24 protein-coding genes and 1 riboswitch are annotated in these 26,640 nt (G+C 60.6%); of the genes, 13 read left to right on the forward strand and 11 right to left on the reverse strand.

All coding sequences use genetic code 11. From position 1 onward, the window contains the following. Positions 1-148 precede the first annotated feature (148 nt). Positions 149-700 (forward strand): cytochrome b, encoded by a 552-nt coding sequence (locus UIA24_RS04380; protein ID WP_102052698.1) that lies wholly within the window; start codon positions 149-151, stop codon positions 698-700. A gap of 34 nt (positions 701-734) precedes the next feature. Next, the gene (locus UIA24_RS04385) at positions 735-1,313 is read left to right on the forward strand and encodes a YceI family protein (protein WP_099773375.1); all 579 of its coding nucleotides are present in this window, start codon (positions 735-737) and stop codon (positions 1,311-1,313) included. A 61-nt stretch (positions 1,314-1,374) separates the two neighbouring features. Here UIA24_RS04385 and UIA24_RS04390 read toward each other — a convergent pair whose 3' ends face one another. The 5 genes from UIA24_RS04390 to ahcY all read right to left on the reverse strand — a co-directional run bounded on the left by UIA24_RS04390 (position 1,375) and on the right by ahcY (position 7,890). Further along, positions 1,375-3,270 carry a DEAD/DEAH box helicase gene (locus UIA24_RS04390; RefSeq protein ID WP_330522269.1) on the reverse strand — a complete coding sequence of 632 codons (1,896 nt, stop codon included), beginning with the start codon at positions 3,268-3,270 and terminating at the stop codon, positions 1,375-1,377. A 222-nt stretch (positions 3,271-3,492) separates the two neighbouring features. Then, a complete protein-coding gene (locus UIA24_RS04395) occupies positions 3,493-4,278 on the reverse strand; it encodes a substrate-binding periplasmic protein (protein WP_102052700.1) in 786 nt (261 codons plus the stop codon). A gap of 54 nt (positions 4,279-4,332) precedes the next feature. After that, positions 4,333-5,409, reverse strand: a complete 1,077-nt coding sequence (locus UIA24_RS04400; protein ID WP_330522270.1) for a hypothetical protein — start codon at positions 5,407-5,409, stop codon at positions 4,333-4,335. Between the two features lie 130 nt (positions 5,410-5,539). Continuing rightward, on the reverse strand, positions 5,540-6,385 hold the full coding sequence (gene metF / locus UIA24_RS04405; RefSeq protein ID WP_099773379.1) for a methylenetetrahydrofolate reductase [NAD(P)H]: 846 nt from the start codon (positions 6,383-6,385) through the stop codon (positions 5,540-5,542). Between the two features lie 95 nt (positions 6,386-6,480). After that, complete coding sequence (gene ahcY, locus UIA24_RS04410) at positions 6,481-7,890, reverse strand: adenosylhomocysteinase (protein ID WP_102052702.1); 1,410 nt, start codon at positions 7,888-7,890, stop codon at positions 6,481-6,483. Positions 7,891-7,911: 21 nt separating this feature from the next. After that, positions 7,912-8,017: riboswitch (S-adenosyl-L-homocysteine riboswitch) on the reverse strand. 183 nt (positions 8,018-8,200) lie between these two features. Between ahcY and UIA24_RS04415 the strand changes: the two genes are divergently transcribed. Beyond that, positions 8,201-8,599: an acyl-CoA thioesterase gene (locus UIA24_RS04415; protein ID WP_065761755.1), complete on the forward strand. Its 399-nt coding sequence runs from the start codon at positions 8,201-8,203 to the stop codon at positions 8,597-8,599. A gap of 31 nt (positions 8,600-8,630) precedes the next feature. Here the strand turns inward: UIA24_RS04415 and UIA24_RS04420 are convergent, their stop codons facing one another. Beyond that, positions 8,631-8,939 (reverse strand): DUF3077 domain-containing protein, encoded by a 309-nt coding sequence (locus UIA24_RS04420; protein WP_099773380.1) that lies wholly within the window; start codon positions 8,937-8,939, stop codon positions 8,631-8,633. A 1,361-nt stretch (positions 8,940-10,300) separates the two neighbouring features. Between UIA24_RS04420 and UIA24_RS04425 the strand changes: the two genes are divergently transcribed. Further along, complete coding sequence (locus UIA24_RS04425; RefSeq protein ID WP_099773381.1) at positions 10,301-11,134, forward strand: EamA family transporter; 834 nt, start codon at positions 10,301-10,303, stop codon at positions 11,132-11,134. Between the two features lie 27 nt (positions 11,135-11,161). Next, the gene (locus UIA24_RS04430) at positions 11,162-11,548 is read left to right on the forward strand and encodes an MAPEG family protein (RefSeq protein WP_065760274.1); all 387 of its coding nucleotides are present in this window, start codon (positions 11,162-11,164) and stop codon (positions 11,546-11,548) included. A gap of 7 nt (positions 11,549-11,555) precedes the next feature. Here UIA24_RS04430 and mltA read toward each other — a convergent pair whose 3' ends face one another. Then, on the reverse strand, positions 11,556-12,704 hold the full coding sequence (gene mltA, locus UIA24_RS04435; RefSeq protein ID WP_102052703.1) for a murein transglycosylase A: 1,149 nt from the start codon (positions 12,702-12,704) through the stop codon (positions 11,556-11,558). Positions 12,705-12,829: 125 nt separating this feature from the next. On the opposite strand from mltA, the gene UIA24_RS04440 reads away from it, so the two are divergent. Next, positions 12,830-13,279: a c-type cytochrome gene (locus UIA24_RS04440; RefSeq protein WP_102052704.1), complete on the forward strand. Its 450-nt coding sequence runs from the start codon at positions 12,830-12,832 to the stop codon at positions 13,277-13,279. A gap of 67 nt (positions 13,280-13,346) precedes the next feature. On the opposite strand, the gene UIA24_RS04445 is transcribed toward UIA24_RS04440, so the two are convergent. From UIA24_RS04445 to UIA24_RS04460, 4 genes are all read right to left on the reverse strand, one after another. Further along, positions 13,347-13,742, reverse strand: a complete 396-nt coding sequence (locus UIA24_RS04445; protein WP_102052705.1) for a DUF1090 domain-containing protein — start codon at positions 13,740-13,742, stop codon at positions 13,347-13,349. A gap of 58 nt (positions 13,743-13,800) precedes the next feature. After that, positions 13,801-15,477, reverse strand: coding sequence for an NAD-dependent DNA ligase LigB (gene ligB, locus UIA24_RS04450; protein ID WP_330522271.1), 1,677 nt, complete (start codon positions 15,475-15,477; stop codon positions 13,801-13,803). Positions 15,478-15,627: 150 nt separating this feature from the next. Next, on the reverse strand, positions 15,628-16,818 hold the full coding sequence (gene metK / locus UIA24_RS04455) for a methionine adenosyltransferase (RefSeq protein WP_065760279.1): 1,191 nt from the start codon (positions 16,816-16,818) through the stop codon (positions 15,628-15,630). Positions 16,819-16,838: 20 nt separating this feature from the next. Then, positions 16,839-17,834 carry an ArsR/SmtB family transcription factor gene (locus UIA24_RS04460; RefSeq protein WP_065760280.1) on the reverse strand — a complete coding sequence of 332 codons (996 nt, stop codon included), beginning with the start codon at positions 17,832-17,834 and terminating at the stop codon, positions 16,839-16,841. A 259-nt stretch (positions 17,835-18,093) separates the two neighbouring features. Here UIA24_RS04460 and tkt point away from each other — a divergent pair, with 259 nt between their 5' ends. The 7 genes from tkt (at position 18,094) to UIA24_RS04495 (ending at position 26,618) form a co-directional block, all read left to right on the forward strand. Continuing rightward, on the forward strand, positions 18,094-20,091 hold the full coding sequence (gene tkt, locus UIA24_RS04465) for a transketolase (RefSeq protein WP_099773384.1): 1,998 nt from the start codon (positions 18,094-18,096) through the stop codon (positions 20,089-20,091). A 154-nt stretch (positions 20,092-20,245) separates the two neighbouring features. Next, positions 20,246-21,313, forward strand: coding sequence for an erythrose-4-phosphate dehydrogenase (epd, locus tag UIA24_RS04470; protein ID WP_330522272.1), 1,068 nt, complete (start codon positions 20,246-20,248; stop codon positions 21,311-21,313). A 12-nt stretch (positions 21,314-21,325) separates the two neighbouring features. Then, positions 21,326-22,489, forward strand: a complete 1,164-nt coding sequence (locus UIA24_RS04475; protein WP_065760283.1) for a phosphoglycerate kinase — start codon at positions 21,326-21,328, stop codon at positions 22,487-22,489. Positions 22,490-22,521: 32 nt separating this feature from the next. Then, positions 22,522-22,740 (forward strand): hypothetical protein, encoded by a 219-nt coding sequence (locus tag UIA24_RS04480; RefSeq protein ID WP_065760284.1) that lies wholly within the window; start codon positions 22,522-22,524, stop codon positions 22,738-22,740. 57 nt (positions 22,741-22,797) lie between these two features. Further along, positions 22,798-23,118 carry an MliC family protein gene (locus tag UIA24_RS04485; protein WP_099773386.1) on the forward strand — a complete coding sequence of 107 codons (321 nt, stop codon included), beginning with the start codon at positions 22,798-22,800 and terminating at the stop codon, positions 23,116-23,118. Between the two features lie 100 nt (positions 23,119-23,218). Then, complete coding sequence (fba, locus tag UIA24_RS04490) at positions 23,219-24,283, forward strand: class II fructose-bisphosphate aldolase (protein WP_065760286.1); 1,065 nt, start codon at positions 23,219-23,221, stop codon at positions 24,281-24,283. 214 nt (positions 24,284-24,497) lie between these two features. Then, a complete protein-coding gene (locus UIA24_RS04495; RefSeq protein ID WP_330522273.1) occupies positions 24,498-26,618 on the forward strand; it encodes a putative bifunctional diguanylate cyclase/phosphodiesterase in 2,121 nt (706 codons plus the stop codon). The last annotated feature ends 22 nt before the right edge of the window (positions 26,619-26,640 follow it).

Consider the following 26,640-nt stretch of genomic DNA (forward strand, 5'->3'; position numbering starts at 1 on the left):
AGCGCTAGTGCCTAGCGTTAATCTTTCCTTAATGCCAGCGTTCCACGCTAACAATCGTTTTTCTCGATATTTCAAAGCGAAATTTTCCGCTTTAATTCGATAGATAACTCGTTAGTCTTGGCAACAGTTCTTACAGGGAAATTCGGCAATGCAGTTGCGAAACTCATCTTCTCGCTATGGCTTGGTCAGTGTTGTCATGCACTGGGGCGTGGCATTGGCAGTGTTCGGCCTGTTCGGCCTGGGCCTATGGATGGTCGGCCTTGATTACTACAGCGCCTGGCGTCACACCGCGCCCGATCTGCACAAGAGTATCGGCTTGACTGTGTTGGCGATCATGTTGCTAAGGGTCATTTGGCGCTTTGTCAGCCCGCCACCGCCGACGTTGGCCAGTTACAGCACATTTACCCGGGTTTCTGCCAAGGCTGGCCACAGTCTCCTCTATCTGGGCCTGTTCGCTGTTCTGATCAGTGGCTACCTGATCTCCACCGCGGATGGCGTGGGCATTCCGGTATTCGGCCTGTTTGAGGTCCCTGCATTGCTCAGCAATCTGCCTGATCAGGCGGACCTTGCCGGCGAAATCCACTTCTACGTGGCATGGGGCGTGGTGATCTTTGCCGGTTTGCATGCCCTGGCGGCGTTTAAACACCACTTTATAGACCGTGACGCGACCCTTGTCCGCATGCTGGGCCGCAAAGCTTGATGTTCAACCTAACCTGCAAAAAGGATACAGACGCATGTTGAAAAAGACTTTTGCCGCACTGGCGCTTGGTACTGCACTGCTGTCGGCTGGTCAGGCCATGGCTGCTGATTACAAAATCGACAAAGAAGGCCAGCACGCTTTCGTCGACTGGAAAATCAGCCACCTTGGCTACAGTTTCATCCATGGCACCTTCAAGGACTTTGACGGTACCTTCAGCTGGGACAGCGCCAAGCCAGAAGCCAGCAAAATTGCCGTTGACCTGAAAACCGCCAGCCTCGACAGCAACCATGCCGAGCGTGACAAGCACATCCGCAGCAAGGACTTCCTCGACGTCAGCAAATTCCCTGATGCCAAGTTCGTCTCTACCAGCGTCAAGTCGACCGGTGAAAAAACTGCTGATGTCGCGGGTGACCTGACCCTGCACGGCGTGACCAAGCCGGTAGTGTTCAAGGCAACCTTCAACGGCGAAGGCAAAGATCCATGGGGCGGCGAGCGTGCTGGCTTCAATGCCACCACTACGCTGAACCTGAACGATTTCGGCATCAAGGGCCCGGGCCCAGCTTCGCAGACCCTGGACCTGGACATCTCGCTGGAAGGCGTGAAGCAGAAGTAATCGGGTTACTGCACCAACAAAAACGCCGCCCCATGGGGCGGCGTTTTTGTTGGCGTCTGAATCAGCGGTTACGCGTCAGCAGCGCCGGTTTTTCGCCACGTGGACGGCTTGGCAGTTGTTCCAACTGCTCGGCGGTCGGGAAGCGATCCACTTTGGATTCCTTGTGGATGATCTTCGGTTGCGGCTGACCTTCACGAGGGTTGCGTACGGCCGGTTCCTGGCGCGAAGACTCTTCGCGGGCAGGGCGACGGTTGCGGTTGGCACCGTCACGGCGTGGCTGGCCGTCACGGCCACCCGAGCCCGCACCGTTACGTGCACCGCCACGCTTCTCGCCGTTGGCGCCTGCATTGGCTGCACCACCGCTACGAGGGTTGTTGCTACGGCCCTGGCCACCGCGTGGCTGGGTAGCCCCGCCGTTGCTGTTTGCTGGAGCGCCTGGGCGACGGTTGCGGCCCTGGCCACCCTTGTTCTGGTAAGGGCTGACGTAGTCGGCACGGTTGCCAAAATTATCGACTTCGTCGTCCAGGAATTCTTCCGGATCGCGGTTGGCGGGCACTGGAGGAATAGCCGATTGGCCAGCGGCTTGAGCCGGGCGGGGTTTCTTGTCGCGTGGCTTGCGTTCCTGGCGTCCACCAGCGGCCTTTTCAGCGGACTTCTCGCCGGCCTTGTCCTTTTCCTTGCCTTTATCCTTACCCTTGTCCTTGCGGCCACCGCTGCCGGTGTTGGTGCCATCGGCACGCTGGCCACGGCCAGTGCGTGGGGTGTTTTGTGGACGCTCGCGGGTTTCGGGTTTCTCGGCCTCAATGGCCGAAGCATCGAAGCCCATCAGGTCGCCGTCGGCGATTTTCTGGCGGGTAACGCGCTCGATGCTCTTGAGCAGTTTCTCTTCGTCGGGTGCGACCAGCGAGATGGCCTCGCCCGAGCGACCGGCACGACCGGTACGGCCGATGCGGTGTACGTAGTCCTCTTCAACGTTCGGCAGCTCGAAGTTGACTACGTGAGGCAGTTGATCGATGTCCAGGCCGCGTGCGGCGATGTCGGTGGCGACCATGACCCGTACAGTGCCGGCCTTGAAGTCGGCCAAGGCTTTGGTTCGAGCATTCTGGCTCTTGTTGCCATGGATGGCGGCGGCGGTCAGGCCGTGCTTCTCCAGGTACTCGGCCAGGCGGTTGGCGCCATGCTTGGTGCGGGTGAAGACCAGTACCTGTTCCCAGGCGCCGACGGTGATCAAGTGGGCCAGCAGCGCACGCTTGTGGCCGGCCGGCAGGCGATAGACCCGCTGCTCGATCCGCTCGACGGTAGTGTTCGGCGGGGTGACCTCGATACGCTCCGGGTTGTGCAGGAGCTTGTCGGCGAGGTCGGTGATGTCTTTGGAGAAGGTGGCCGAGAACAGAAGGTTCTGGCGCTTGGCCGGCAAACGGGCCAGGACCTTCTTCACATCGTGGATGAAGCCCATGTCGAGCATGCGGTCGGCTTCGTCCAACACCAGGGTTTCGACGTGCGACAGGTCGACGCTGCCTTGACCGGCGAGGTCCAGCAGGCGGCCAGGGCAGGCCACCAGTACATCGACACCGCGGGCCATGGCTTGCACCTGCGGGTTCATGCCAACACCACCGAAGATGCACGCGCTGATGAAATTCAGGTCACGGGCATAGGTTTTGAAGCTGTCGTGTACCTGTGCGGCCAGTTCACGGGTTGGCGTCAGCACCAGAACACGTGGTTGGCGCGGGCCGTGACGCTGGGATTTGTCGGGGTGGCCGCCGGGAAACAGGCGTTCAAGGATTGGCAGTGCGAAACCGCCGGTTTTGCCAGTACCTGTCTGCGCCGCCACCATCAGGTCGCGACCTTGCAACACGGCGGGAATCGCCCGCTGTTGCACCGGAGTGGGCTGGGTATAGCCCGCAGCCTCGATAGCGCGGACTAGAGCCTCGGAGAGACCGAGGGAAGCAAAGGACATGAGAAATCCTGTTCTAGTGGGGGCTGAGCCCATTGGGATGATCTTGCCTGGCGCGACGGGCATCTGCAGATGCTATCGCGTCCGGTCCTGCTTGGCCTTCAATGTGCATCCGGGAGCGGCGAGCGGGTGTCTAAACGCGCGGTTCTACCGGTCAGGATGGCTGTTTCAAGGTCGAGCGTCCGGGCGTAAGCCTGGCGGGAATGCCCGAGTATAACAGAGCATTCAGTGAGTGCTGCGTTCCTGCTGCTCAACGGCGGGCTGATTTTTTATTGCGGCACTGTCATAACGGGCTGACAGCGCGGCATAGGCAGGCTCCTTCTTGAAGCGCCGTAGCTCAGCCGCGAAGCGTTGCGCCAGAAGGTCCATGCCGACATTTCGACGTACGGCGAGGTACTGATGCTGTTGGCTGACGACCAAGGGCAGCTCACCGACCTCCTGCTCCAGGCCCAGGGTGGCAATCAGGTAGCGGCCGACCCGACGATCAGTGATCAGCAGGTCAATACGGCCAAGTTGCAGTTTGCCGAAGTTGGCCTCGTGGCTGGGGGCGGGCTCGCGGTTGAACGCGGTTGACTCCGTGAAGGTCGGGTCGTAGGTGTAGCCGGGCGAAGTGCCGACAGTAAGCCCCTTGAGGTCGTCCAGGCTGTTCACCACGTGCGGGCGAGCCTTGGCATAGAACAGCGCGAACTCTACGGTCGACAGCGGTTCGCTGGGGTAAAACAGCAGGCTGTCACGCTGACGGGTCTGGAAAATATCCAGCACGCCGTCTGCCTGCCCCTGTTCCAGCATGTTCAGGCAGCGCTTCCAGGGCAGGAACTGCCACTCCACCTCGACACCCAGGCGCCTGAAGACTTCGGCCGTCACCTCGTAGTCGATCCCCTTGATCTCCTCTCCTTCCTGGTAGGCATAGGGTGGCCAAGGGTCGGTAACAATACGCAGCTTTTCGCCCAGGGCGAAAGTGCTCAGGCAAGCTAGAAACAGCGCTGTCAGTAGACGGGCGAAATCGAACATGTCGGCAGAGTACGACGACCGGTTCAGGATGACCAGTGGTGACTGCGTCTGGATTCAGTCCTGCAGCTTCAGCAGCAGGTGCTGTTGAACGCTTGGGTGCTGTTTGCCCAGTGCCAGACGCAGCGCCGGTTGCTGCAGCCAGCGCTTCAACTGTTCGCGGGTCAATGCTCGGCCAAGGCGCGCCTGGACGTTCTCCAGGGCCTTGTCCCACCAGGCTGAACCGCAGGCGCGGTCGAACTCGTTGGGGTAGGCATAGCAGCCATACAGCAGTTCACGGAGGAACTGGCGTTGCTGTTCGGGCAGTGCGAGGCTCACGGTCTTGTACAGCATGCGTTGCAGTGCGGGTGGCCGTGGCAGCTTTGCGTTGACATGCGGTATGTCGGCCATGGCTTCAGGGCTGAGTGGTGCGTCGCCGTGCTTGCGCAGCCATGCCTGGATCTTGGCCCTGAACAGTTGCTTGCGGCTCCAATAGTGATGGATCAGGTCAGGGCATTCGTTGACCTTCATTGAGCGGTAAGCCGCCACTGCCAGGCAGAACTCTTCCAGCGTATAGGCGCCTTTGGCCTGCAGGTAGAACTCATCCATGTAGGCGATCGAGCGATCAAGCAGTGCTGCGTCGCTGCAGTGCAAGCCCATCACCCCTGAGTTCAGCAGCGGCATCTGGTCGTCTGCCAGATCGCGGCTGCGCAGTATCGTGGCGAGTGCCTCATACAGTGGCGCTTTGGGGTCATCCCCGTAGTGGCCGCCTATGGCATTACACAGCAAGGTACCCGGTGCTATGCGTCGAAACAGTTCAATCGGAGAACGATGGAAGAACGTATCGGTGTCGATCAGCAGCGCCAGTTCATGCTGCTCCAGCACCTGACGCAGCACGACATGTTTGCTGCGGAAATGATAACCATGGGGCTGGTTCCACTGCGTGCGGGTTTCTGCATCCAGTGTGTGGACCGTAACGGGCAGGTGACGGTATGGCTCAGGGTCATCACTGAAAACCTGTATATCAATAGCTTCGCCAGGTGTCTTGCGCAGATTGGTCAAGGCGCTGGCAATACTGAACTGGGCTTCCTGGTGGTATGTGGGGGCACCGAACACCAGGTAAACCAGTTGCGGTCGTTGAGAAGCTAGAGACATAGGCAGGGTGACAGTCCAATAGTCCAATAGAGAAAAGCACAAAGGTGCCCTAGCCTAGGCTAGAGCACCTTCAAGTTCAAATAATCGCGAGCGTGCAGTGCACTGGAAAGCGGCGCGAACGCCGCTTCGGTCAGCGTGGCAGCTTGAGGTTGTTCCAGATTGCCAGGCTTGGTTCGGCCTGGTTCAGGGTGTAGAAGTGCAGGCCCGGTGCGCCGCCTTGCAGCAGTTGCTCGCACATGCGGGTAATCACTTCTTCGCCGAAGGCCTGGATGCTCTTCGCGTCGTCGCCATAGGCTTCCAGCTGCTTGCGGATCCAGCGTGGAATCTCGGCGCCGCAGGCGTCGGAGAAGCGTGCCAGCTTGCTGTAGTTGGTGATTGGCATGATGCCCGGCACTACAGGGATATCGACGCCCAGTTGCTGCACGCGCTCGACGAAGTAGAAGTAGCTGTCGGCGTTGAAGAAGTACTGGGTGATGGCGCTGTCCGCACCCGCCTGGACCTTGCGTGCAAAGTTGGCGAGGTCGTCCTCGAAGTTGCGCGCTTGCGGGTGCATTTCAGGGTAAGCAGCGACTTCGATGTGGAAGTGATCGCCACTTTCCTTGCGAATGAACTCAACCAGGTCATTGGCGTGACGCAACTCGCCGCTGGCCATGCCCATGCCGGACGGCAGGTCGCCGCGCAGGGCAACGATGCGCTTGATGCCCGCAGCCTTGTACTGGGCGAGCAGGGTGCGCAGGTCGTTGGTGCTGTCGCCAACGCATGACAAGTGCGGGGCGGCAGGGACTTTTACTTCGCTCTCCAGCTGCAGCACGGTGTTGAGCGTGCGGTCGCGGGTCGAGCCACCGGCACCGTAGGTGCAGGAGAAAAAGTCGGGGTTGTAGGTAGCCAGCTGACGGGCAGTGGCGAGCAGTTTTTCATGTCCAGCATCGGTCTTGGTCGGGAAGAACTCGAAGCTGTAGCGACGTTCCTGAGACATGGCGAAATCCTGGTAAACCGATCAAGCAAGCCGCCCAAACGGTGCGGCTCAAGAAAAAGCCGGTGACGCTTGAGAGCGGCACCGGCTTTGGCCCATCAGTAGCGATAGGCGTGTGGCTTGAACGGACCTTCGACGGACACGCCGATGTACTCGGCCTGCTGCTGGGTCAGTTGAGTGACCACACCGCCGAAGCCGCGGACCATTTCCAGGGCTACTTCTTCGTCGAGTTTCTTCGGCAGCACTTCAACGGTCAGGCGCTCGGCTTTCTCGGCTGGCGACAGGTTGGCGAACTGCTGTTGGAACAGGAAGATCTGGGCCAGGACCTGGTTGGCGAACGAACCGTCCATGATGCGGCTTGGGTGACCGGTGGCGTTGCCCAGGTTTACCAGGCGGCCTTCGGCCAGCAGGATCAGGTAGTCGTCGTTCTGTGGGTCGAAGTCGCCGTGGCCGGTGCGGTGTACCTTGTGCACCTGCGGCTTGACCTCTTCCCATGCCCAGTTCTTGCGCATGAACGCGGTATCGATTTCGTTATCGAAGTGGCCGATGTTGCACACCACGGCGCGCTTCTTCAGGGCCTTGAGCATGTTGGCGTCGCAGACGTTGACGTTACCGGTGGTGGTAACGATCAGGTCGATCTTGCCCAGCAGGTCGCTGTCGATGCAGGCTTCGGTACCGGTGTTGATGCCGCCCTTGAATGGCGAAACCAGTTCGAAACCGTCCATGCAGGCTTGCATGGCGCAGATCGGGTCGACTTCGGTGACCTTGACGATCATGCCTTCCTGACGCAGGGACTGGGCCGAACCCTTGCCCACGTCACCGTAGCCGATGACCAGGGCTTGCTTGCCCGACAGCAGGTGGTCGGTGCCGCGCTTGATCGCATCGTTCAGGCTGTGACGGCAGCCGTACTTGTTGTCGTTCTTGCTCTTGGTGACCGAGTCGTTGACGTTGATGGCCGGGACTTTCAGTTCGCCCTTGGCCAGCATGTCGAGCAGGCGGTGTACGCCGGTGGTGGTTTCTTCGGTCACACCGTGGATTTTTTCCAGCATGGCCGGGTATTTCTTGTGCAGGATTTCGGTCAGGTCACCACCGTCGTCCAGCACCATGTTGGCGTCCCATGGCTGACCGTCCTTGAGGATGGTCTGCTCGATGCACCACTCGTACTCTTCTTCAGTCTCGCCTTTCCAGGCGAATACAGGGATGCCGGCAGCAGCGATGGCAGCGGCAGCCTGATCCTGAGTGGAGAAAATGTTGCAGGACGACCAGCGTACCTCGGCACCCAGGGCAACCAGGGTTTCGATCAGCACGGCAGTCTGAATGGTCATGTGGATGCAGCCGAGAATCTTGGCACCTTTGAGCGGTTGCTCTTCCAGGTACTTGCGGCGCAGGCCCATCAGTGCAGGCATTTCCGATTCGGCGATGATTACCTCGCGGCGGCCCCAGGCGGCCAGGGAGATGTCAGCAACTTTAAAATCGGTAAAACCTGCAGGCGTGTTTACAGCGCTCATTGAGAGCCTCCATTCGTAAGGTGCGAATGGGCGCCGTTGTGCGTTTTAGTGTCTGCAGGCAAGCCTTGCAGGACAACGCCCCATCCGAGCCTGACAGGATGAACCTGCTGCAGCGCCCCTCGGATGGGTGGCGGGAACGGTATCAAGTGCAGATGACCGTTATGAAACGATGGCGATTATAGCCATGCCGAGGCTCCTACCCAAGGCTTTCTGTCGATTAATCGAGACCATAGTCGAGGTTAAATGGAGCCGGTGCGCTGGCTCTGCCATGATTAGCGGCATCGATTGGTAAGCAAGGTCAGGAGTACAGATGAATTTCCACACTCGCAAATGGGTAAAGCCTGAAGATCTCAACCCTAACGGCACCCTGTTCGGCGGCAGCCTGCTGCGCTGGATCGACGAGGAAGCGGCGATTTACGCTATCGTCCAGTTGGGCAACCAGCGTGTGGTGACCAAGTACATGTCGGAGATCAACTTCGTCAGTGCTTCGCGCCAGGGCGACATCATCGAGCTGGGTATCACCGCGACCGAGTTTGGCCGCACCTCCATTACTCTCAAGTGTGAAGTGCGCAACAAGATTACCCGCAAGAGCATCCTCACCGTCGACAAAATGGTCTTCGTCAACCTTGGTGAGGACGGCTTGCCGGCACCGCACGGGCGCACCGAAATCAAGTACATGAAGGATCAGTTCGACACCGAGGTCAAATAAGCATTCATGCTGGCGGCTCGACCGTAAGGCCTCAGGAGGGCTGCGTGTAGCGGCTTTCCAGGCTGTCGAGCAGCGAATCGATGATGCCTTTGGCCATTTCCACTGAATGCAGGGTCGATTGGGCAAAACCACGGCCCGGCTCCTTGCAATACTCAACCATGAGCGGGCCGGTCTGGCTGGCGCACTTCAGGTACAGCGAGGCATGCACCAGTGCGTCCTCGACACTGATGCCCGGCCGCACCGCAAAGAGCTGAGGGTGCCCGGCATCGCACAGGCCGAATGGTTTCTCGGTGGTTTTGAGTTCGTGGAATTCGGGTGGATCGGGAACGATTTTTTTCATTACGTAGCTCCGTGATGAATGAAGCCGCCACGTAATGGTCGCCAAACGCATAGGGTGGCAGCTGTACGCAGGTTGGCGAACCGGAACACGGAGCAACCCGGCAGGGCCTGAGCCCTCCCGCGCACAGCTGCCATAAAGATGAGGCAGAGTTGCTCCACGATGCCGGGTCGCCAAACCCGATCGCTGATGTGTCAGCGACCTACCGAGCCTAGTGGCGAGTTTCCCCGGGAGCAATCATCCCTGAAACGACAGAATTCGTAGGATATGTCCTAGGACCCCTCGGCAGCCAGAGTGCCCTGTCACGGCGGCGCATTTTCGGTGCTTTCCTACAACAAAATGAACTGCAACCCTGTAGGCGCTGGCTTGCCTGCGATACAAGCGCCGCGAAATCACTGGTGCCGCGCCGACGTCATCGCGGGCAAGCCCGCTCCTACAAGATGAACTGCAGGCATGCGATACAAACACCGCGAACTCACTGGCACCACACCGACGCCATCGCGGGCAAGCCTGCCACACGGTTTGACCGGGGCCCGGTGGGAGCTGGCTTGCCTGCGATACAAACACCGCGAACTTGCTGGTACCGCGCCGACGTCATCGCGGGCAAGCCCGGCTCCTACACGATGAGCTGCAGCCCTGTTGGCGCTGGCTTGCCTGCGATACAAGCGCCGCGAACTCACTGGCACCGCGCCGACGTCATCGCGGGCAAGCCCGCTCCTACAAGATGAACTGCAGGCATGCGATACAAACACCGTGAACTCACTGGCACCGCGCCGACGCCATCGCGGGCAAGCCCGGCTCCTACACGATGAGCTGCAGCCCTGTTGGAGCTGGCTTGCCTGCGATGCACGCGCCGCGAACTCACTGGTACCGCGCCGACGCCATCGCGGGCAAGCCCGGCTCCTACAAGATGAGCGGCAGCCCTGTTGGAACTGGCTTGCCTGCGATACAAACGCCGCGAACTCACTGGCACCGCGCCGACGCCATCGCGGGCAAGCCCGGCTCCTACAAGATGAGCTGCAGCCCTGTTGGCGCTGGCTTGCCTGCGATACAAGCGCCGCGAACTCACTGGCACCACACCGACGCCATCGCGGGCAAGCCCGGCTCCTACAAGATGAGCTGCAGCCCTGTTGGAGCTGGCTTGCCTGCGATACAAACGCCGCGAACTCACTGGTACCGCGCCGACGTCATCGCGGGCAAGCCCGGCTCCTACACGATGAGCGGCAGCCCTGTTGGAGCTGGCTTGCCTGCGAAGTTATTGGAACTTGTAGTGGCTTGCACATCAGTGCCTCACCAAGAAGCGGTTAGTATGGTGGGCAGATGGCCAGTGATGGCTTTTCCAAGACCTGCCAAGGAACTGATACGTGCTGGCAACGACTCTGGTACTGCTTGCGGCGGTGCTCCATGCAACCTGGAATACCCTGATCAAGTTCAGTGGCGAGCGCCTGTTGGTGATCGCCAGTATGGATGCGGTGGCATTGCTGTTTGCGCTGGTCATGGTGGCCTTCGTGCAGGTGCCGCCGGCTGAGGTCTGGCCCTGGATGTTGGCCTCGGCACTGTTCGAGTTGCTTTACCGTTTTCTGTTGATTCAAGCCTACCGGGTGGGCGACCTCGGCCTGGTCTATCCGCTGATGCGTGGTTTGTCGCCCTTGGTGGTGCTGGCGCTCACCCTGACCTTTGCTGGCGAGTCGCTGAGCACCCAGCAGATTATTGGCATTTTGCTGATCCCGTGCGGCATGGCCTGCCTGCTCTGGCAGGGTGGCGGCGGTGACCGTCTGCCGTGGTCGATGCTGCCGGTGGTTGCCTTGATCGGCCTGTGTATCGGTTGCTACACCTGGCTGGACGGTACGGCGATCAAGTTATGGTCGCAGCCGCTGGACTATCTGGTCTGGTTGACCCTGATCAGTGCCTGGCCTTTCCCCGTGTTGGCCGCCGTGGCCCGTCGTGCGCCCTACGTCTTGTTCTGGCGAGAGCAATGGCGGCTCGGCCTGGCGGTTGGGTTCTGTGTGTTGTTCAGCTATGCCTTGGTGCTTTGGGCCATGCAATTGGGTTCGGTGGCAGAGGCGGCGGCTTTGCGAGAGGTCAGTGTGATTCTGGTGGTGCTGTTTGGCATGCGCTACCTGAAAGAACCTTTTGGCGGGCCTAGGCTCTTAGCTTGTGCGCTGGTCTTGATCGGCATGCTGATCATGAAACTCTGACCCGAGAAACCAAAAAAGGACCCTGCCATGACCGTAGCTTTCTGGTGTGTACTGATCGCGCTGTTCCTGCCTTATCTGTGTACCGGTGTGGCGAAGTTCGGCGGTGGTCGTTTCGGCTTGCGCGAGAATCACGACCCGCGCGCGTTTCTCGATACGCTCGAAGGGTTCGCCCGGCGCGCCCATGCCGCGCAGTTGAACAGTTTTGAGGTGACACCGGCGTTCGCCGCGGCAGTGATCATTGCCGATGTCGTCGGTAACGCAGAGCAGGTGACGCAGGACGTGCTGGCGGTGATGTTCATCACCAGCCGTCTGCTCTACATCATCTGCTACCTGGCGGACTGGGCGCTGTTGCGCTCGTTGGTCTGGGCGCTAGGCATGGGTGTGATTGCCGCGTTTTTCGTCGTATCGGCCTGATCGACCCTCAGGCCTGAGGCACGTCTGGCAATGCCGCACCCTTTGGCCAGAGCAACCAGATCTGGCCTTGTTGCTTCATGTCACCGGCCAGTTTGCCGGCTTCGCTGCCGGTACCCCAGAACAGGTCTGCACGGACCTCACCGGTGATCGCGCCACCGGTATCCTGCGCCGCGACCGGGCGCACTACCGGCGCGCCGTCCGGGCGCGTGGTCGACAGCCACAACAGGCTGCCCAGCGGGATTACCTTGCGGTCGATGGCCACGCTATAGCCGGCAGTCAGGGGTACGTTGAGTGAGCCGCGCGGGCCTTCGTTGCTGTCCGGGCGGGCGCTGAAGAACACATAGCTTGGGTTGCTTGCGAGCAGTTCCGGTACCCGCGTCGGGTTAGCCTCGGCCCAGCTATGAATAGTGCCCATGGTCACCTCTTCTTTTTTCAACTGGCCCTGTTCGACCAGCCAGCGACCCACAGGGCGATAGGGGTGGCCGTTCTGGTCGGCGTAGCCGATGCGCAACTGGCGACCATCGTCCAGCTGAATACGGCCTGAACCCTGAATTTGCAGGAATTGCAGATCCATCGGATCGGTCAGCCATGCCAACACGGGGGCGTTCACGCCTTGGCGACGGATGGTGTCGGCGGTGTCATAGGGTTTCAGGGTGCGACCTTCCAGGCGCCCGCGCAGGCGTTTGCCCTTGAGTTCCGGGTAGACGCTGTCGAGCGCGACGACCACCAGGTCATCAGGTACGCCGTAGACCGGCACGCCGGCGTGGTCGGTGCGTGTCAGGCTGCCGGGGTAGACTGGCTCGTAATAGCCGGTGATCAGGCCGTTGGCGCTGTTTTCGGCCGAGCGCAGGCTGAACACGTCAAGACGGGTCTGGAGAAAGGTACGAACCGCACCGGGTTCTGCCGCGATGTTTGCGGCAGCGTTGCAGGTGCCAGCCCAGGTGGCATCGCTCTTGAGCCGTTCGCAGGCGCTGCGCCAGGCGTTGAAGCCCGCCAGCAGGTCGCTGTCGCTTACCTGGGGCAGGTCTTTCCAGGTGGCACTGGTGTAGGTGGCTATTGCGTGCGTTTTGGGTTTTTCCGGGTTGCCGCCATTGCAACCGGCCAGCAGGGCCAGTACGGGTAGCAGCCAGTTCAGGCGGCTGAAAGTCATCTTCATGGGTGTCGATTTCCTGAGGTTGCCGCGTGCTGGGCAGCACGTGCAGCCCCTAGTGTTGATAAGGGTATTGGTCTTTGGGGGCCGTGCGAGGATACTGGCAGCCTTTTTTGTGAGCCGAAGCGATCATGATGTTCAAACGACTCTGTGTAGTACTGCTGGCCTGCATGACCCTGACCGCCTGTGGCGGTGTCGATCCGAATTCGCCGCTGGGCCAGCGCAAGGCGATCTTCAAGCAGATGCTCAAGACCAGCGAAGACCTGGGCGGCATGTTGCGTGGGCGGCTGGCGTTCGACAGCCAGAAATTTGCCGACGGCGCGCTGAAGCTTGATGGCCTGACGCACGAACCGTGGAAGCATTTTCCACAGGTGCGCGAGGAAAAGGACTCCAGTGCACGTGAAGACGTCTGGCAGAAGCAGGCGCGCTTCCAGGAGCTTGCCCGGCAGATGGAGGCCGCCACCGGTGAACTGGTCGCGGTTACCCGTCATCAGCCGCTGACGCCTGCAGAGCTGGCGGCGCCGATGCAAAAGGTTGAGCAGGCTTGCAAGGCATGCCATACCGAGTTTCGCAATCACTGATCAGTTGAGCGCAAGCACTGCATCGCTGACCGGTCGGCGATGCAGGTGACGCCGGCATGCGCCGCGGTCACTTTTCCAGTTCATCCAGCGCGTGCTGCAACTCCTTGCGCGACTCTGCCAGTTTGTCCTTGCGCTTGTTGATGCGCTCCGCGTCGCCTTTTTTCATGGCTTTTTCAAGGTCATTCTGGCGCTGGGCGACCTCGTGTCGAGCCTCCAGGACCTTTTTCTCTCGTTCCTTGCGCAGGCCGGTATCGGTGCAGTTGGCTGTCACTTCGCTCAGGGCCTTTTCCAGGCCGGCCTGTTGTTCGCTGTTGCCGTGGGCGCGAGCCTGCTCTATCTGTTCGCTGATCGCCTGGCGTTTGGCTGCGCAGCCTGTCAGGCCGGGTTGCTCTTCAGCGGCCAGCAGCGGTGCAGCCATGAAGCTACAGGCCGCGAACAGGGCAAGAGGTGAAAGCAGTTTCATAGGGGCTCCATAGGGGGCGGGACAGCAGAAGCGTTGATGCTGCCCTGAACCGAGAAATTTAGAAACCCTCGATTGCATGCTGGCGCAGTTGATCGGCCAGCATTTGCAGTTCAGGTGCCTGGAAGAATGCGCTCAGTTGGGCTGCTCGTCTGGGGCCGATACCCGCTTCCTGTTGCCAGCGCGCAGTGTCGCGTTGTGCCAGCTCCAGCCAGTTGTCACCCAGGTCGAGGTGGCTGGGCGCGGGTATGCCCAGGGCGCGGATCCAGCGGGAAAACGGCTGCTGGCGAGCCTGTGCGAAGTTTTGTTGCAAGTGTTTGCTGCTGCGTTCGCCCAGCCCCGGTATGTGTTGCAGTTGGCTGTCGGGCAGGGCTAGCCAATCAACCAGGTGGGTGACATGGCCGCTGTCGGTCAGCCGCTCCCAGGTGCCTTGGCCAACACCGGTCAGGTTCAGCCCTTGCTTGCCGCTTAGCCAGTTCAGTCGGGACAGGAACTGCGCCCGGCAGCCGGGTGTCGGTTGCCAGCAACTGAGCGGATGGTAGGCCGCAGGGTCGGGTACTTGAAGTGGCTGGCGTTGTGGGTTGCGGTGCACCACCGCATCAAGCCTCGGTATGGTCAGGCCGGCCAGGCTGATGGCAACCTGGTCACCGGGCCGGATGTCCAGTTGCTGCCAGCGCTGCAGGGAGCCAACACTCACCTGACGTATCGTTCGGTCGTCCAGTTGCACCGGAGCGACCTGAATGATCGGGTTGATGCGTCCGGTACGACCGATGCCGAACTGCACGTCGCGCACCTCCGCCAGCGCCTGTGCAAGCGGGTACTTCCATGCGGCTGTCCAGTGCGGAGGGTGGGCTTGCCAGCGTTCGGGCGGCGGGTGGCTGCCCTGGCGTAGCACCACGCCATCGCTGGCGAAGGGCAGCGGGGTGCGATACCAGTGCTCGCGCCAGTGCGCGGCTTGGCTGGCGCTGCTGATTGGCTGGCTGTACTCGCCGATCAGGGGGAAACCCAGTTCGGTCAGGCGCGCCAGGCGTTTGGCTGGATCCTGTGGGCCTGCTGGCCAGCCCCAGGCGAACAGACCGATGCGCGCACCGTCCGCGTCACTGAGTTGCTTGCGGGCCAGGCGCCCGGCGACATCGGCTCGGGCATTCAGGCTGCCGCTGTGGGCTTGCACATGGTTGTCCAGTTGCCAGTAAAGCTCGCCCTGGAGCAGCAGGTCGACGGGCTCCGGCAGTGTCTGGTTCACAGCGCTGAGTACGGGGATGTGCCGGCTCCAGTCGTGCCCGTGGGTGCCGTCGCCGCGACTGATGAGGTGTACCAGTCGGCCTTGGCGGTAGATAAGTGTGGCTGCAACGCCATCGACTTTGGGCTGCACCCATACATCGTCCTTTGCCATAAGCCAGGTACGCACGGCGGATTCATCGGGCAACTTGTGCAGGCCTGTGTGTGGGACCGGATGCGCGATGGGGCCGCTTGCACTGCTCAGCGGGTTGGCGGCCGGTGTGTCGAGGGCAAAGCAGCGCTGCCACTGCTGCAGTCGTGCACGGCTCTGGTCATACAGTTCGTCATCGACCTCGGACCGGCCTTGGCCATGGTACTGCTCGTCCCAGGTGGTGAGGCGGCGTTGCAGGTGTTCTATCGCTTGGCGAGCATCGGGTTGCGACCACTCGGGGCAGGTGCTGGCCTCAAGGGTGCCGGTACTGAGCAGCATCAGCAGAAAGGAAAACAGTAGTGCAGGCATGGCGAGCATCCTTGCTCGGCGGGAGGAATACAAAGCCTAGGAAAGTTGCAGCGGCCAATGCGCTTGAAGTTGTCAGTACATATGTATCTGTGGTGCACAAAAAAGCCCCTGCCAGTTACCCGGCAGGGGCTTTGGGGGGAAGCAGAGTACTTACAGACCGGCAGCGGCGCGCAGGGCGTCGGCGCGGTCAGTGCGCTCCCAGGTGAAGGTGGTGAAGGTGTCGTCACCGACTGTCTTCAGCTGCGGAGTACGGCCGAAGTGACCGTAGGCTGCAGTTTCCTGGTACATCGGGTGCAGCAGGTCGAGCATGGTGGTGATTGCGTAAGGACGCAGGTCGAAATGCTCGCGAACCAGTTGGATGATCTTGTCATCGCTGATTTTGCCGGTGCCGAAGGTGTTCAGCGAGATCGACGTCGGCTGAGCGACGCCAATCGCGTAGGAAACCTGAATTTCGCAGCGATCGGCCAGGCCTGCGGCGACGATGTTCTTGGCCACGTAGCGGCCGGCGTAGGCGGCGGAACGGTCAACCTTGGATGGGTCTTTACCGGAGAATGCGCCACCACCGTGACGGGCCATGCCGCCGTAGGTGTCGACGATGATCTTGCGACCGGTCAGGCCGCAGTCGCCTACCGGGCCGCCGATGATGAAGCTACCGGTCGGGTTGATGTGGTACTGGGTGCCTTTGTGCAGCAGTTCGGCAGGCAGGGAGTGCTTGACGATCAGCTCCATCACAGCTTCCTGCAGGTCCTTGTGGGAGACTTCAGGGTTGTGCTGGGTGGACAGGACGACGGCGTCGATACCGACGACCTTGCCGTCTTCGTAACGGCAGGTGACCTGCGACTTGGCATCCGGACGCAGCCATGGCAGCAGGCCGGATTTGCGGGCTTCGGCCTGGCGCTGGACCAGACGGTGAGAGAAGCAGATCGGTGCTGGCATCAGCACGTCGGTTTCGTTGCTGGCGTAGCCGAACATCAGGCCCTGGTCGCCCGCGCCCTGGTCTTCCGGCTTGCTGCGGTCAACGCCCTGGGCGATGTCCACGGACTGTTTGCCGATGATGTTCATCACAGCGCAGGTGGCGCCGTCGAAGCCGACGTCGGAGCTGTTGTAGCCGATGTCGATGATGACTTTACGAACGATTTCTTCGAGGTCGACCCAGGCCGATGTGGTGACTTCGCCAGCAATGATCGCTACGCCGGTTTTCACCATGGTTTCGCAAGCGACACGGGCGTATTTGTCCTGGGCGATGATTGCGTCCAGTACGGCGTCCGAAATCTGGTCGGCGATTTTGTCCGGATGCCCTTCAGACACAGACTCGGACGTGAAAAGGGAGTATTCGCTCATCTCGACGGGTTCCTAAATATTTACCGATGGTGAGTGTCGCCAGTCGGTCGCTGAAAATGGCGGACCTGAATCTGGAAACCATTACGTAAGCCCACATAGAGGCTGTCCCCGGGAGCCAGTCCCGCAGCATTGGCCCAGCGGGCCAGGTCGTCCTGCTCAAAGCCCAGCCAGAGATCACCGCAGGCCTCTCTGGCCCAACTCTGGTCGTGGCTGCACAACTCTGTAACCAACAGGCTGCCGCCTGGTTTGACACGGGTGGCCAGTTGCCGCAGGGCATCGGCCGGAGCACTGAAGTGGTGCAAGACCATGTTCAGCACCACGCAGTCGGCGTCGACATCCGTTGCACTGAGTGCATCGGCCAACTGCAGGTTTACGTTAGCCAGACGCTCGCGCTGGCACACCTGACGCGCCAGTTCGAGCATGGTCGGGCTGTTGTCCAGGGCGGTTACCTGCTCGAAACGCTTGGCCAGTTCGGGTAGGAACTCGCCATCGCCCGGGCCGACTTCAAGCGCGCTGGCGCCGGGGGCGAAGCTTAGCTTGTCGAGCAGGCTCAGCAGGCTCTCGCGGTACTGTGCGAGGCCAGCGATCAGGTCCTGCTGGGCACGAAACTTTTCTTCTACACGCTGGAAAAAATCCTGGCTGGTGGCCGCGCGGCGTTGTTGCACGAGGGCCATACGTGCCTGCACCTCGGCCGGCAACGACAGGCTGTCCACTTCTTCCAGCAGCGCTGCATGCAGCTTGCCACCCAGGCGAAGGCTGTCGGGCAGGGCGCGGCGGTAGAAGATGGCATTGCCTTCACGGCGTGTGGCGACCAGTGTGGCTTGAGCCAGTACCTTCAAGTGGTGGCTCATGCCGGACTGGCCGATCGCGAAGATCTGCGCCAGTTCCAGTACGCCAAACGAATCGTTGGCCAGTGCACGCAACACATTCAGGCGCAGCGGATCGCCGCCGGCCTTGCACAGGGCCGCCAGCTCGTCGCTTTGCTCATGGCGGACTGACGGCACGCGTAGGTTCATGGGGCGGCAGTCTAGTCAGCGACCTCCGCTGTCGCAAGCGCAATATCAAAAAGTTTTGATATTGCGCGATGAGTGGGCTGTGCAAAGGCATGTCCGGCGACAAATTCGGCTGTTTGACCGGGCGATTCGCCAAAACCAACCTCAATCACAGGAAAATCACCCGACAGCGACCATCCGTCATTGCCCCCGAGCCTGTGACTGGGCGAAAATGGCCGCCTTTTTCTGTCCCGTTACTTATTCAAGCCCCAGGAGATAAGCGATGCCCAGCCGTCGTGAGCGTGCCAACGCCATTCGTGCCCTCAGCATGGATGCCGTGCAAAAGGCCAACAGCGGCCACCCAGGTGCCCCTATGGGCATGGCGGATATCGCCGAAGTTCTTTGGCGTGACTACCTGAAGCACAACCCGAGCAACCCGGCTTTTGCCGACCGCGACCGCTTCGTGCTGTCGAACGGCCACGGTTCGATGCTGATTTACTCGCTGCTGCACCTGACCGGCTACGACCTGTCGATCGACGACCTGAAGAACTTCCGTCAGTTGCACAGCCGTACCCCGGGCCACCCGGAGTATGGATACACCCCAGGTGTCGAGACCACCACCGGCCCGCTCGGTCAGGGCCTGGCCAACGCCGTGGGCTTCGCCATTGCCGAGAAGGTGCTGGGCGCCCAGTTCAACCGTGAAGGCCACAACGTCGTCGACCACCACACCTACGTTTTCCTGGGTGATGGCTGCATGATGGAAGGTATTTCCCATGAAGTCGCTTCCCTGGCCGGCACCCTGGGCCTGGGCAAGCTGATTGCCTTCTACGATGACAACGGCATCTCCATCGATGGTGAAGTCGAAGGCTGGTTCACGGATGACACGCCGAAGCGTTTCGAAGCCTACAACTGGCAGGTGATCCGCAACGTCAACGGTCACGATGCCGACGAGATCAAGACCGCCATCGAGACCGCTCGCAAGAGCGATAAGCCAACCCTGATCTGCTGCAAGACCATCATCGGTTTCGGTTCGCCGAACAAGCAGGGCAAGGAAGACTGCCACGGTGCTCCACTGGGTAACGACGAAATCGCCCTGGCGCGCAAAGAGCTGAACTGGAACCACGGTCCATTCGAGATCCCGGCCGACATCTACGCCGAATGGGACGCCAAGGAAGCCGGCAAGGCTGTTGAGGCCGAATGGAATGCTCGTTTTGACGCCTATGCCGCAGCCTTCCCTGAACTGGCCAGCGAACTGAAACGTCGCCTGAGCGGTGAACTGCCGGCCGATTTCTCGGAAAAAGCCGCTGCCTACATCGCCGACGTTGCGGCCAAGGGCGAAACCATCGCCAGCCGCAAGGCCAGCCAGAACGCACTGAATGCCTTCGGCCCGTTGCTGCCTGAATTCCTTGGCGGTTCGGCTGACCTGGCCGGCTCCAACCTGACCCTGTGGAAAGGCTGCAAGGGTGTCAGCGCTGAAGACGCCAGCGGCAACTACATGTTCTACGGCGTACGTGAATTCGGCATGAGCGCCATCATGAATGGCGTGGCCCTGCACGGTGGTTTCGTGCCGTACGGCGCGACCTTCCTGATCTTCATGGAATACGCCCGCAACGCTGTGCGCATGTCGGCGCTGATGAAGAAGCGTGTGCTGTATGTGTTCACCCACGACTCCATCGGCCTGGGCGAAGACGGCCCGACCCACCAGCCAATCGAGCAACTGGCCAGCCTGCGCTGCACGCCGAACCTGGACACCTGGCGCCCGGCCGATGCGGTCGAGTCGGCGGTGGCCTGGAAGTTCGCCGTTGAGCGTAACGACGGCCCTTCGGCACTGATCTTCTCGCGTCAGAACCTGCCACACCAGCCACGCGATGCGGCTCAAGTGGCGGATATCGCGCGTGGCGGTTATGTGCTCAAGGACAGCGTTGGCGAGCCAGAGCTGATCCTGATCGCCACCGGTTCGGAAGTGGGCCTGGCCGTTCAGGCCTACGACAAACTGACCGAGCAGGGCCGCAAGGTCCGTGTGGTATCGATGCCTTGCACCACCGTGTTCGACGCCCAGGACGCTGGCTACAAGCAAGCCGTTCTGCCAGTCGAAGTTGGCGCACGTATCGCCATTGAAGCTGCTCACGCGGACTTCTGGTACAAGTACGTGGGCCTGGAAGGTCGCATCATCGGTATGACCACCTTCGGCGAGTCGGCCCCTGCGCCAGCCCTGTTCGAAGAATTCGGCTTCACCCTGGAGAACATCCTGGGCACCGCCGAAGAGCTGCTGGAAGACTGATCGCGTTGCCCTGTGGGGGCTGGTGTCGGCGTTTCGCCGGCAAACCAGCGCCCACAGGGGCATCGAGATTCCTGTGGGCGCTGGCGTGCCAGCGATTGAACGCACCGCGTTTTCCACAGGCTGCAGAATAACGCTTCTGTTCCGTGAGCATTCTATGTCCCAACCGCGCCCTTATAGAGTTGCACTCAACGGCTATGGCCGTATTGGTCGTTGTGTCTTGCGTGCTTTGTTCGAGCGCGGGTCGAAGGCCGGTTTCGAGATCGTCGCCTTGAACGATCTGGCTGATCAGGCCAGCCTCGAGTACCTCACGCGCTTTGACTCCACCCATGGACGTTTCCCCGGTGAGGTGAAGGTCGACGGCGATTGCCTGCACATCAACGGCGACTGCGTGAAAGTACTGCGCAGTGCAACCCCGGAAGGTATCGACTGGGCTGCACTGGATATCGATCTGGTGCTGGAGTGCTCCGGTGCCTATAACACCCGCGCCGATGGCCAACGGTTTCTGGATGCCGGTGCGCCACGTGTGCTGTTTTCCCAGCCGATGGCGAGCGAGGCAGATGTCGACGCCACCATCGTCTATGGCATCAACCAGGGCTGCCTGACCGGGCATGAGCGTCTGGTCTCGAACGCATCCTGTACCACCAACTGCGGTGTGCCGCTGTTACGGGTGCTGGATGAGGCCTTTGGCCTTGAGTATGTGTCGATCACGACCATTCACTCGGCGATGAACGATCAGCCCGTCATTGATGCCTATCATCACGAAGACCTGCGCCGCACGCGTTCGGCCTTCCAGTCCGTGATTCCGGTTTCCACGGGCCTGGCGCGAGGTATCGAGCGCCTGTTGCCGGAACTTGCCGGTCGAATCCAGGCCAAAGCGGTACGGGTGCCGACGGTGAACGTTTCGTGCCTGGATATCACCCTGCAGACCTCGCGCGACACTGATGCCGCGCAGGTCAATCAGGTACTCCGTGAAGCAGCCTTGAGTGGCCCGCTGCACGGCCTGCTGGCCTACACTGAATTGCCGCATGCCAGCTGCGACTTTAACCATGACCCGCATTCGGCCATTGTCGATGCCAGCCAGACCCGTGTTTCCGGCCCCCGGCTGGTGAACCTGTTGGCCTGGTTCGACAACGAATGGGGTTTCGCCAACCGTATGCTCGACGTCGCCGGTCATTACCTGCGTGTCGCCGACCCCACTTGCACCACTCGCAAACAGCCCTGAAGGACTGCATTCATGACCGTTTTGAAGATGACCGACCTCGATCTGCACGGTAAGCGCGTACTGATCCGCGAAGACCTCAACGTTCCTGTCAAGGACGGTGTGGTTGCCAGCGATGCGCGTATCCTTGCTTCGCTGCCGACCATCAAGCTGGCCTTGGAAAAGGGTGCGGCCGTGATGGTTTGCTCTCACCTGGGGCGTCCGAGCGAAGGCGAATTTTCCGCCGAAAACAGCCTTAAGCCGGTTGCCGACTACCTCAGCAAGGCGCTGGGTCGCGATGTACCGCTGATCGCCGATTACCTCGATGGCGTTGAGGTCAAGGCCGGTGACGTTGTGCTGTTCGAGAACGTGCGCTTCAACAAAGGTGAGAAGAAGAACGCCGATGAACTGGCCCAGAAGTACGCCGCCCTGTGCGACGTCTTCGTCATGGATGCGTTCGGTACTGCTCACCGCGCCGAGGGTTCGACCCACGGCGTTGCCAAGTTCGCCAAGGTCGCGGCGGCGGGCCCTCTGCTGGCCGCTGAGCTGGACGCGCTGGGCAAGGCGCTGGGCGCCCCGGCCAAGCCAATGGCGGCCATCGTTGCCGGCTCCAAGGTTTCCACCAAGCTGGACGTACTGAACAGCCTGAGCCAGATCTGCGATCAACTGATCGTCGGTGGTGGCATCGCCAACACCTTCCTGGCGGCAGCGGGCTACAAGGTCGGCAAGTCGCTGTACGAACCTGATCTGGTTGAAACCGCCAAAGCCATTGCGGCCAAGGTCAGCGTGCCGCTGCCGGTGGATGTGGTGGTTGCCAAGGAATTTGCCGAAAGCGCTGCTGCCACCGTCAAGGCCGTTGCTGACGTTGCCGATGACGACATGATCCTCGATATCGGGCCGAAAACCGCTGAGCACTTTGCCGAGCTGCTGAAGTCCTCCAAGACCATTCTCTGGAACGGTCCGGTTGGCGTCTTCGAGTTCGACCAGTTCGGTAATGGCACCAAGGTACTGGCGCACGCCATCGCCCAGAGCGAAGCGTTCTCCATTGCCGGTGGTGGCGACACCCTGGCCGCTATCGACAAGTATGGTGTCGGTGCTGATATCTCCTACATTTCTACTGGCGGTGGTGCCTTCCTCGAATTCGTCGAGGGCAAGGTCTTGCCGGCGGTCGACATGCTGGAACAACGGGCCAAGGCCTGAATCGTTCAGTGCCTGGCAAAGGGAGCAGCCTGATGGTCAAACTATTGCCTGTGGTGATCCTGGCGGCAGTGCTGAGTGGCTGCTCCAGCACCGCCGCGCCTGAGGCGAACCAGGCGGGTGTGTCGAAGGGCGGCTGCTACCAGTCTGAATGGCAGGCCGAAACCGCGCCGGTCATCAGTAAAAGGCTTGGCCCGGATGGCCTGGAAAAGTATGACGACGAGCATCAGCGTCAGGCGCATGGTTGCCCTTGAGTGATTCAGTGATTCAATGCAACCCGCTGACCGTGTTGTGGTCTTAGAGGACATGTGATGAAACGCGTTCTGGCCCTGATGGGCTTGGCGACATTGGCAGGCTGCGTGAGCAATCCTCAGCCGGTTGCGGGTAACTGGACACGCTGGGTGTGCGACAGTCAGGCAGAAGTGTTCTGGCGCCTTGCCGATAGCCACCAGCAGTCCATGGATGTTCGACTGGGCGGCGGCGATCGGGTCTATCGGCTCAAGCCTGAGCCGGGGGCTTCCGGAGCGCTGTACAGCGATGGTGTATTGGCCTTCCACACCCAAGGTAACGAAGGCCTGGTGTACTGGGTAGCAACCAACGATTTGATAGGACGGGGCTGCAAGGCACCGTGACTGGCCGGGCCAGCGTGCGCTGGTCCACACTACTTGAATAGCAGCCGCCGCTACGGCAGGCTTGCACGATTAACGACCCTCGTCGGGAGAGACACATAACATGGCACTCATTAGCATGCGCCAGATGCTGGACCACGCCGCTGAATTTGGCTACGGCGTTCCAGCTTTCAACGTCAACAACCTTGAGCAAATGCGCGCCATCATGGAAGCGGCCGACAAGACCGACTCCCCGGTGATCGTCCAGGCCTCGGCCGGTGCCCGTAAATACGCTGGCGCCCCATTCCTGCGTCACCTGATTCTGGCCGCAATCGAAGAATTCCCGCATATCCCGGTGTGCATGCACCAGGACCACGGCACCAGCCCGGATGTCTGCCAGCGTTCGATTCAGCTGGGTTTCAGCTCGGTCATGATGGACGGCTCGCTGGGTGAAGACGGCAAGACGCCAACCGACTACGAGTACAACGTTCGCGTTACTCAGCAGACCGTGGCCTTGGCTCACGCCTGTGGCGTTTCCGTAGAAGGTGAGCTGGGCTGCCTGGGCTCGCTGGAAACCGGTATGGCTGGCGAAGAAGACGGCATCGGTGCAGAAGGCGTGCTGGATCACAGCCAGATGCTGACCGACCCGGAAGAAGCGGCAGACTTCGTCAAGAAGACTCAGGTCGATGCCCTGGCCATTGCCATCGGCACCAGCCACGGTGCCTACAAGTTCACCAAGCCGCCAACCGGTGACATCCTGGCAATCGAGCGTATCAAGGAAATCCACAAGCGCATTCCTAACACCCACCTGGTGATGCACGGTTCTTCTTCGGTTCCGCAAGAGTGGCTGGCGATCATCAACCAGTACGGCGGTGAGATCAAAGAGACCTACGGCGTACCGGTTGAAGAAATCGTCGAAGGCATCAAGTACGGCGTGCGCAAGGTCAACATCGACACTGACTTGCGTCTGGCCTCTACCGGTGCGATGCGCCGTCACATGGCGATGAACCCAAGCGAGTTCGACCCACGCAAGTTCTTCGCCGAAACCGTCAAGGCCATGCGTGACGTCTGCATCGCCCGCTACGAAGCCTTCGGTACTGCCGGTAATGCCTCGAAGATCAAGCCGATCTCCCTGGAAGGCATGTTCCAGCGTTATGCCAAAGGTGAGCTGGCTGCCAAGGTCAACTAAGCCCGGTAACCCGGAAAACCCGCAGCGATGCGGGTTTTTTGTTTTTGCGAGCCAAGCACAGGACCGTGTTGGCTCGTTCGGACAGACCGTTAGTCGGTGAGCGCCCGTTTCATTACGTGATCACGGGATGCTGGCTTCAGATTTATGGCTGCCACGACTAGAGTTAGGTTCAGATTTCAGCCGAAGTAGAGATCGGTCTCATAAGAGAAGCAGCATGGATTGCGCGCATACTCAGCATCAAAACGGCAACTCGGTGTTGCTGGTCGTTGATGATTACCCTGAAAACCTGATCAGCATGCGGGCGCTGTTGGCCCGACGAGACTGGCAGGTACTGACGGCAAGCTCCGGGAGAGAAGCGCTGAGCGCGCTGCTCGAGCATGAAGTGGACCTCGTACTGCTTGATGTGCAAATGCCGGAGATGGATGGATTCGAAGTGGCCCGCCTGATGCGTGGCAGCCAGCGTACACGCATGACCCCGATTATTTTCCTGACAGCCAATGAGCAGTCCCAGGCGGCTGTGCTCAAGGGCTATGCCAGCGGGGCTGTTGATTACCTGTTCAAGCCTTTTGACCCGCAAATTCTCAAGCCCAAGGTGCAGGCACTGCTTGAACAGCAGCGCAATCGCCGTGAGCTGCAACGCCTGAGTCGCGATCTGGAGACGGCGCGCGCTTTCAATGCGTCGGTGCTTGAAAATGCCGCTGAAGGCATTCTGGTCGTGGCCGAGAATGGCCTCATCGAATTTGCGAATCCGGCGATTTCACGCTTGCTTGAAATGCCCGTCGAGCGTTTGCAAGGTGTGGGTCTGCTGACCTTCCTGCAGACGCCAGAGGCTACCCTGTGGCGCGATTCAGCGTTCTACCAGGCTTACCAGAGCCGTGAAATCTACCGCCTGCATGATGCTGTGCTGCGTACTGGAACCGGCCAGTTGCTGCCGGTGGCATTGTCCTGCGCGCCACTGCCTGGCGAGCAGCAGGCGATGGTTGTGACGGTGCTGGACATGTCAGTGGTGCGCAGCCTGCATCAGCAGCTTGAACATCAGGCGGTCACTGATCCGTTGACCGGCCTGCTCAATCGCCGGGGGTTCTGTCAGGCGGCGGAAAGCGTGTTGCTGCGCAGTGAGCATTCCCCAAAGGCGCAGGCCCTGATGTACCTGGACCTGGATGGCTTCAAGCGCGTCAACGATACGCTGGGTCATGAAGCCGGCGACCGGGTGTTGCATTGGGTGGCCGAGCAACTGAAGGATTGCCTGGGGGCGCATGCGATCCTCGGGCGCATGGGCGGTGATGAGTTTACCGCCCTGCTTGATGCGCTGGACTACCCGGAGCAGGCGGCTCGTTTCGCGGAAAGGCTGATCGAACGGATGTCGATCTGCCAATTGATCGATGGCATGGAAGTCACCTTGGGTGTCAGCATCGGCATTGCCACGTGTCCTGATTGCGACACAGGCCTTGCCGGGCTGCTGCGTGCTGCCGATGCTGCCATGTACGCGGCGAAACAGGCGGGTCGTCAGCAGTACCGCTATTACGATCAGGAGCTCAATGGGCGTGCACGTTCGCGCTTGATGCTCGAAGACAGCGTGCGTGATGCTATCGAGAACCACGATTTCAACCTGGTCTATCAGCCGCAGGTTGCATTTGCCGATGGCCGCTTGCGAGGCTTCGAGGCGCTGTTGCGCTGGCAGCACCCAAGTGTTGGCGATGTGCCGCCAGGGTTGTTCATTCCGTTGCTGGAGGAGGCGCGGCTGATTACCCGGCTGGCCAGTTGGATCTATCAGCAGGGTGCCGCGCAGCGCAAGGCCTGGGGGAATGTGTTGGGGGCTGAGGTTGTGTTGAGTATCAGCCTGAGTCGGGCCCAGTTCTCGATGCCGAACCTGGCCGAAGAGCTCGGGCGGGTCATTCAGGGCCATGGCCTGATACCGGCGCAGTTGGAGGTCGAGGTTGCTGAAACCTCGTTGAATTTCAGTAACGATATCGCGCTCAAGCAATTGCAGCGCCTGCGGCAATTGGGGGTGCGGGTGGCGCTGGACGACTTTGGCGCTGGCGACTGTTCATTGCGCATGCTGCGCGATTTGCCGATAGACACCCTTAAACTCGACCGTCATCTGGTCGCCAGGTTGCCCGAGTCGACGATGGATGCAGTACTGGTTCGCGCCGTCATTGAGTTGTGCCGGCAGTACGGCATCAGCGTGATTGCCGAGGGGGTCGAGTCACGTGCTCAGGCCGACTGGCTTCAGGCCAATGGGTGTGAGTACGTCCAGGGCTTTTTGGTGGCGCACCCATTGACGACCGAGGATGCGGGGGCTTTTCCGGCGTTTTTTGACTGGCAGCACCGGTAGTTGGTTACACTGCGTCTTTATC

Source organism: Pseudomonas sp. AL 58, assembly GCF_036348395.1.
Lineage (GTDB): Bacteria > Pseudomonadota > Gammaproteobacteria > Pseudomonadales > Pseudomonadaceae > Aquipseudomonas > Aquipseudomonas defluvii.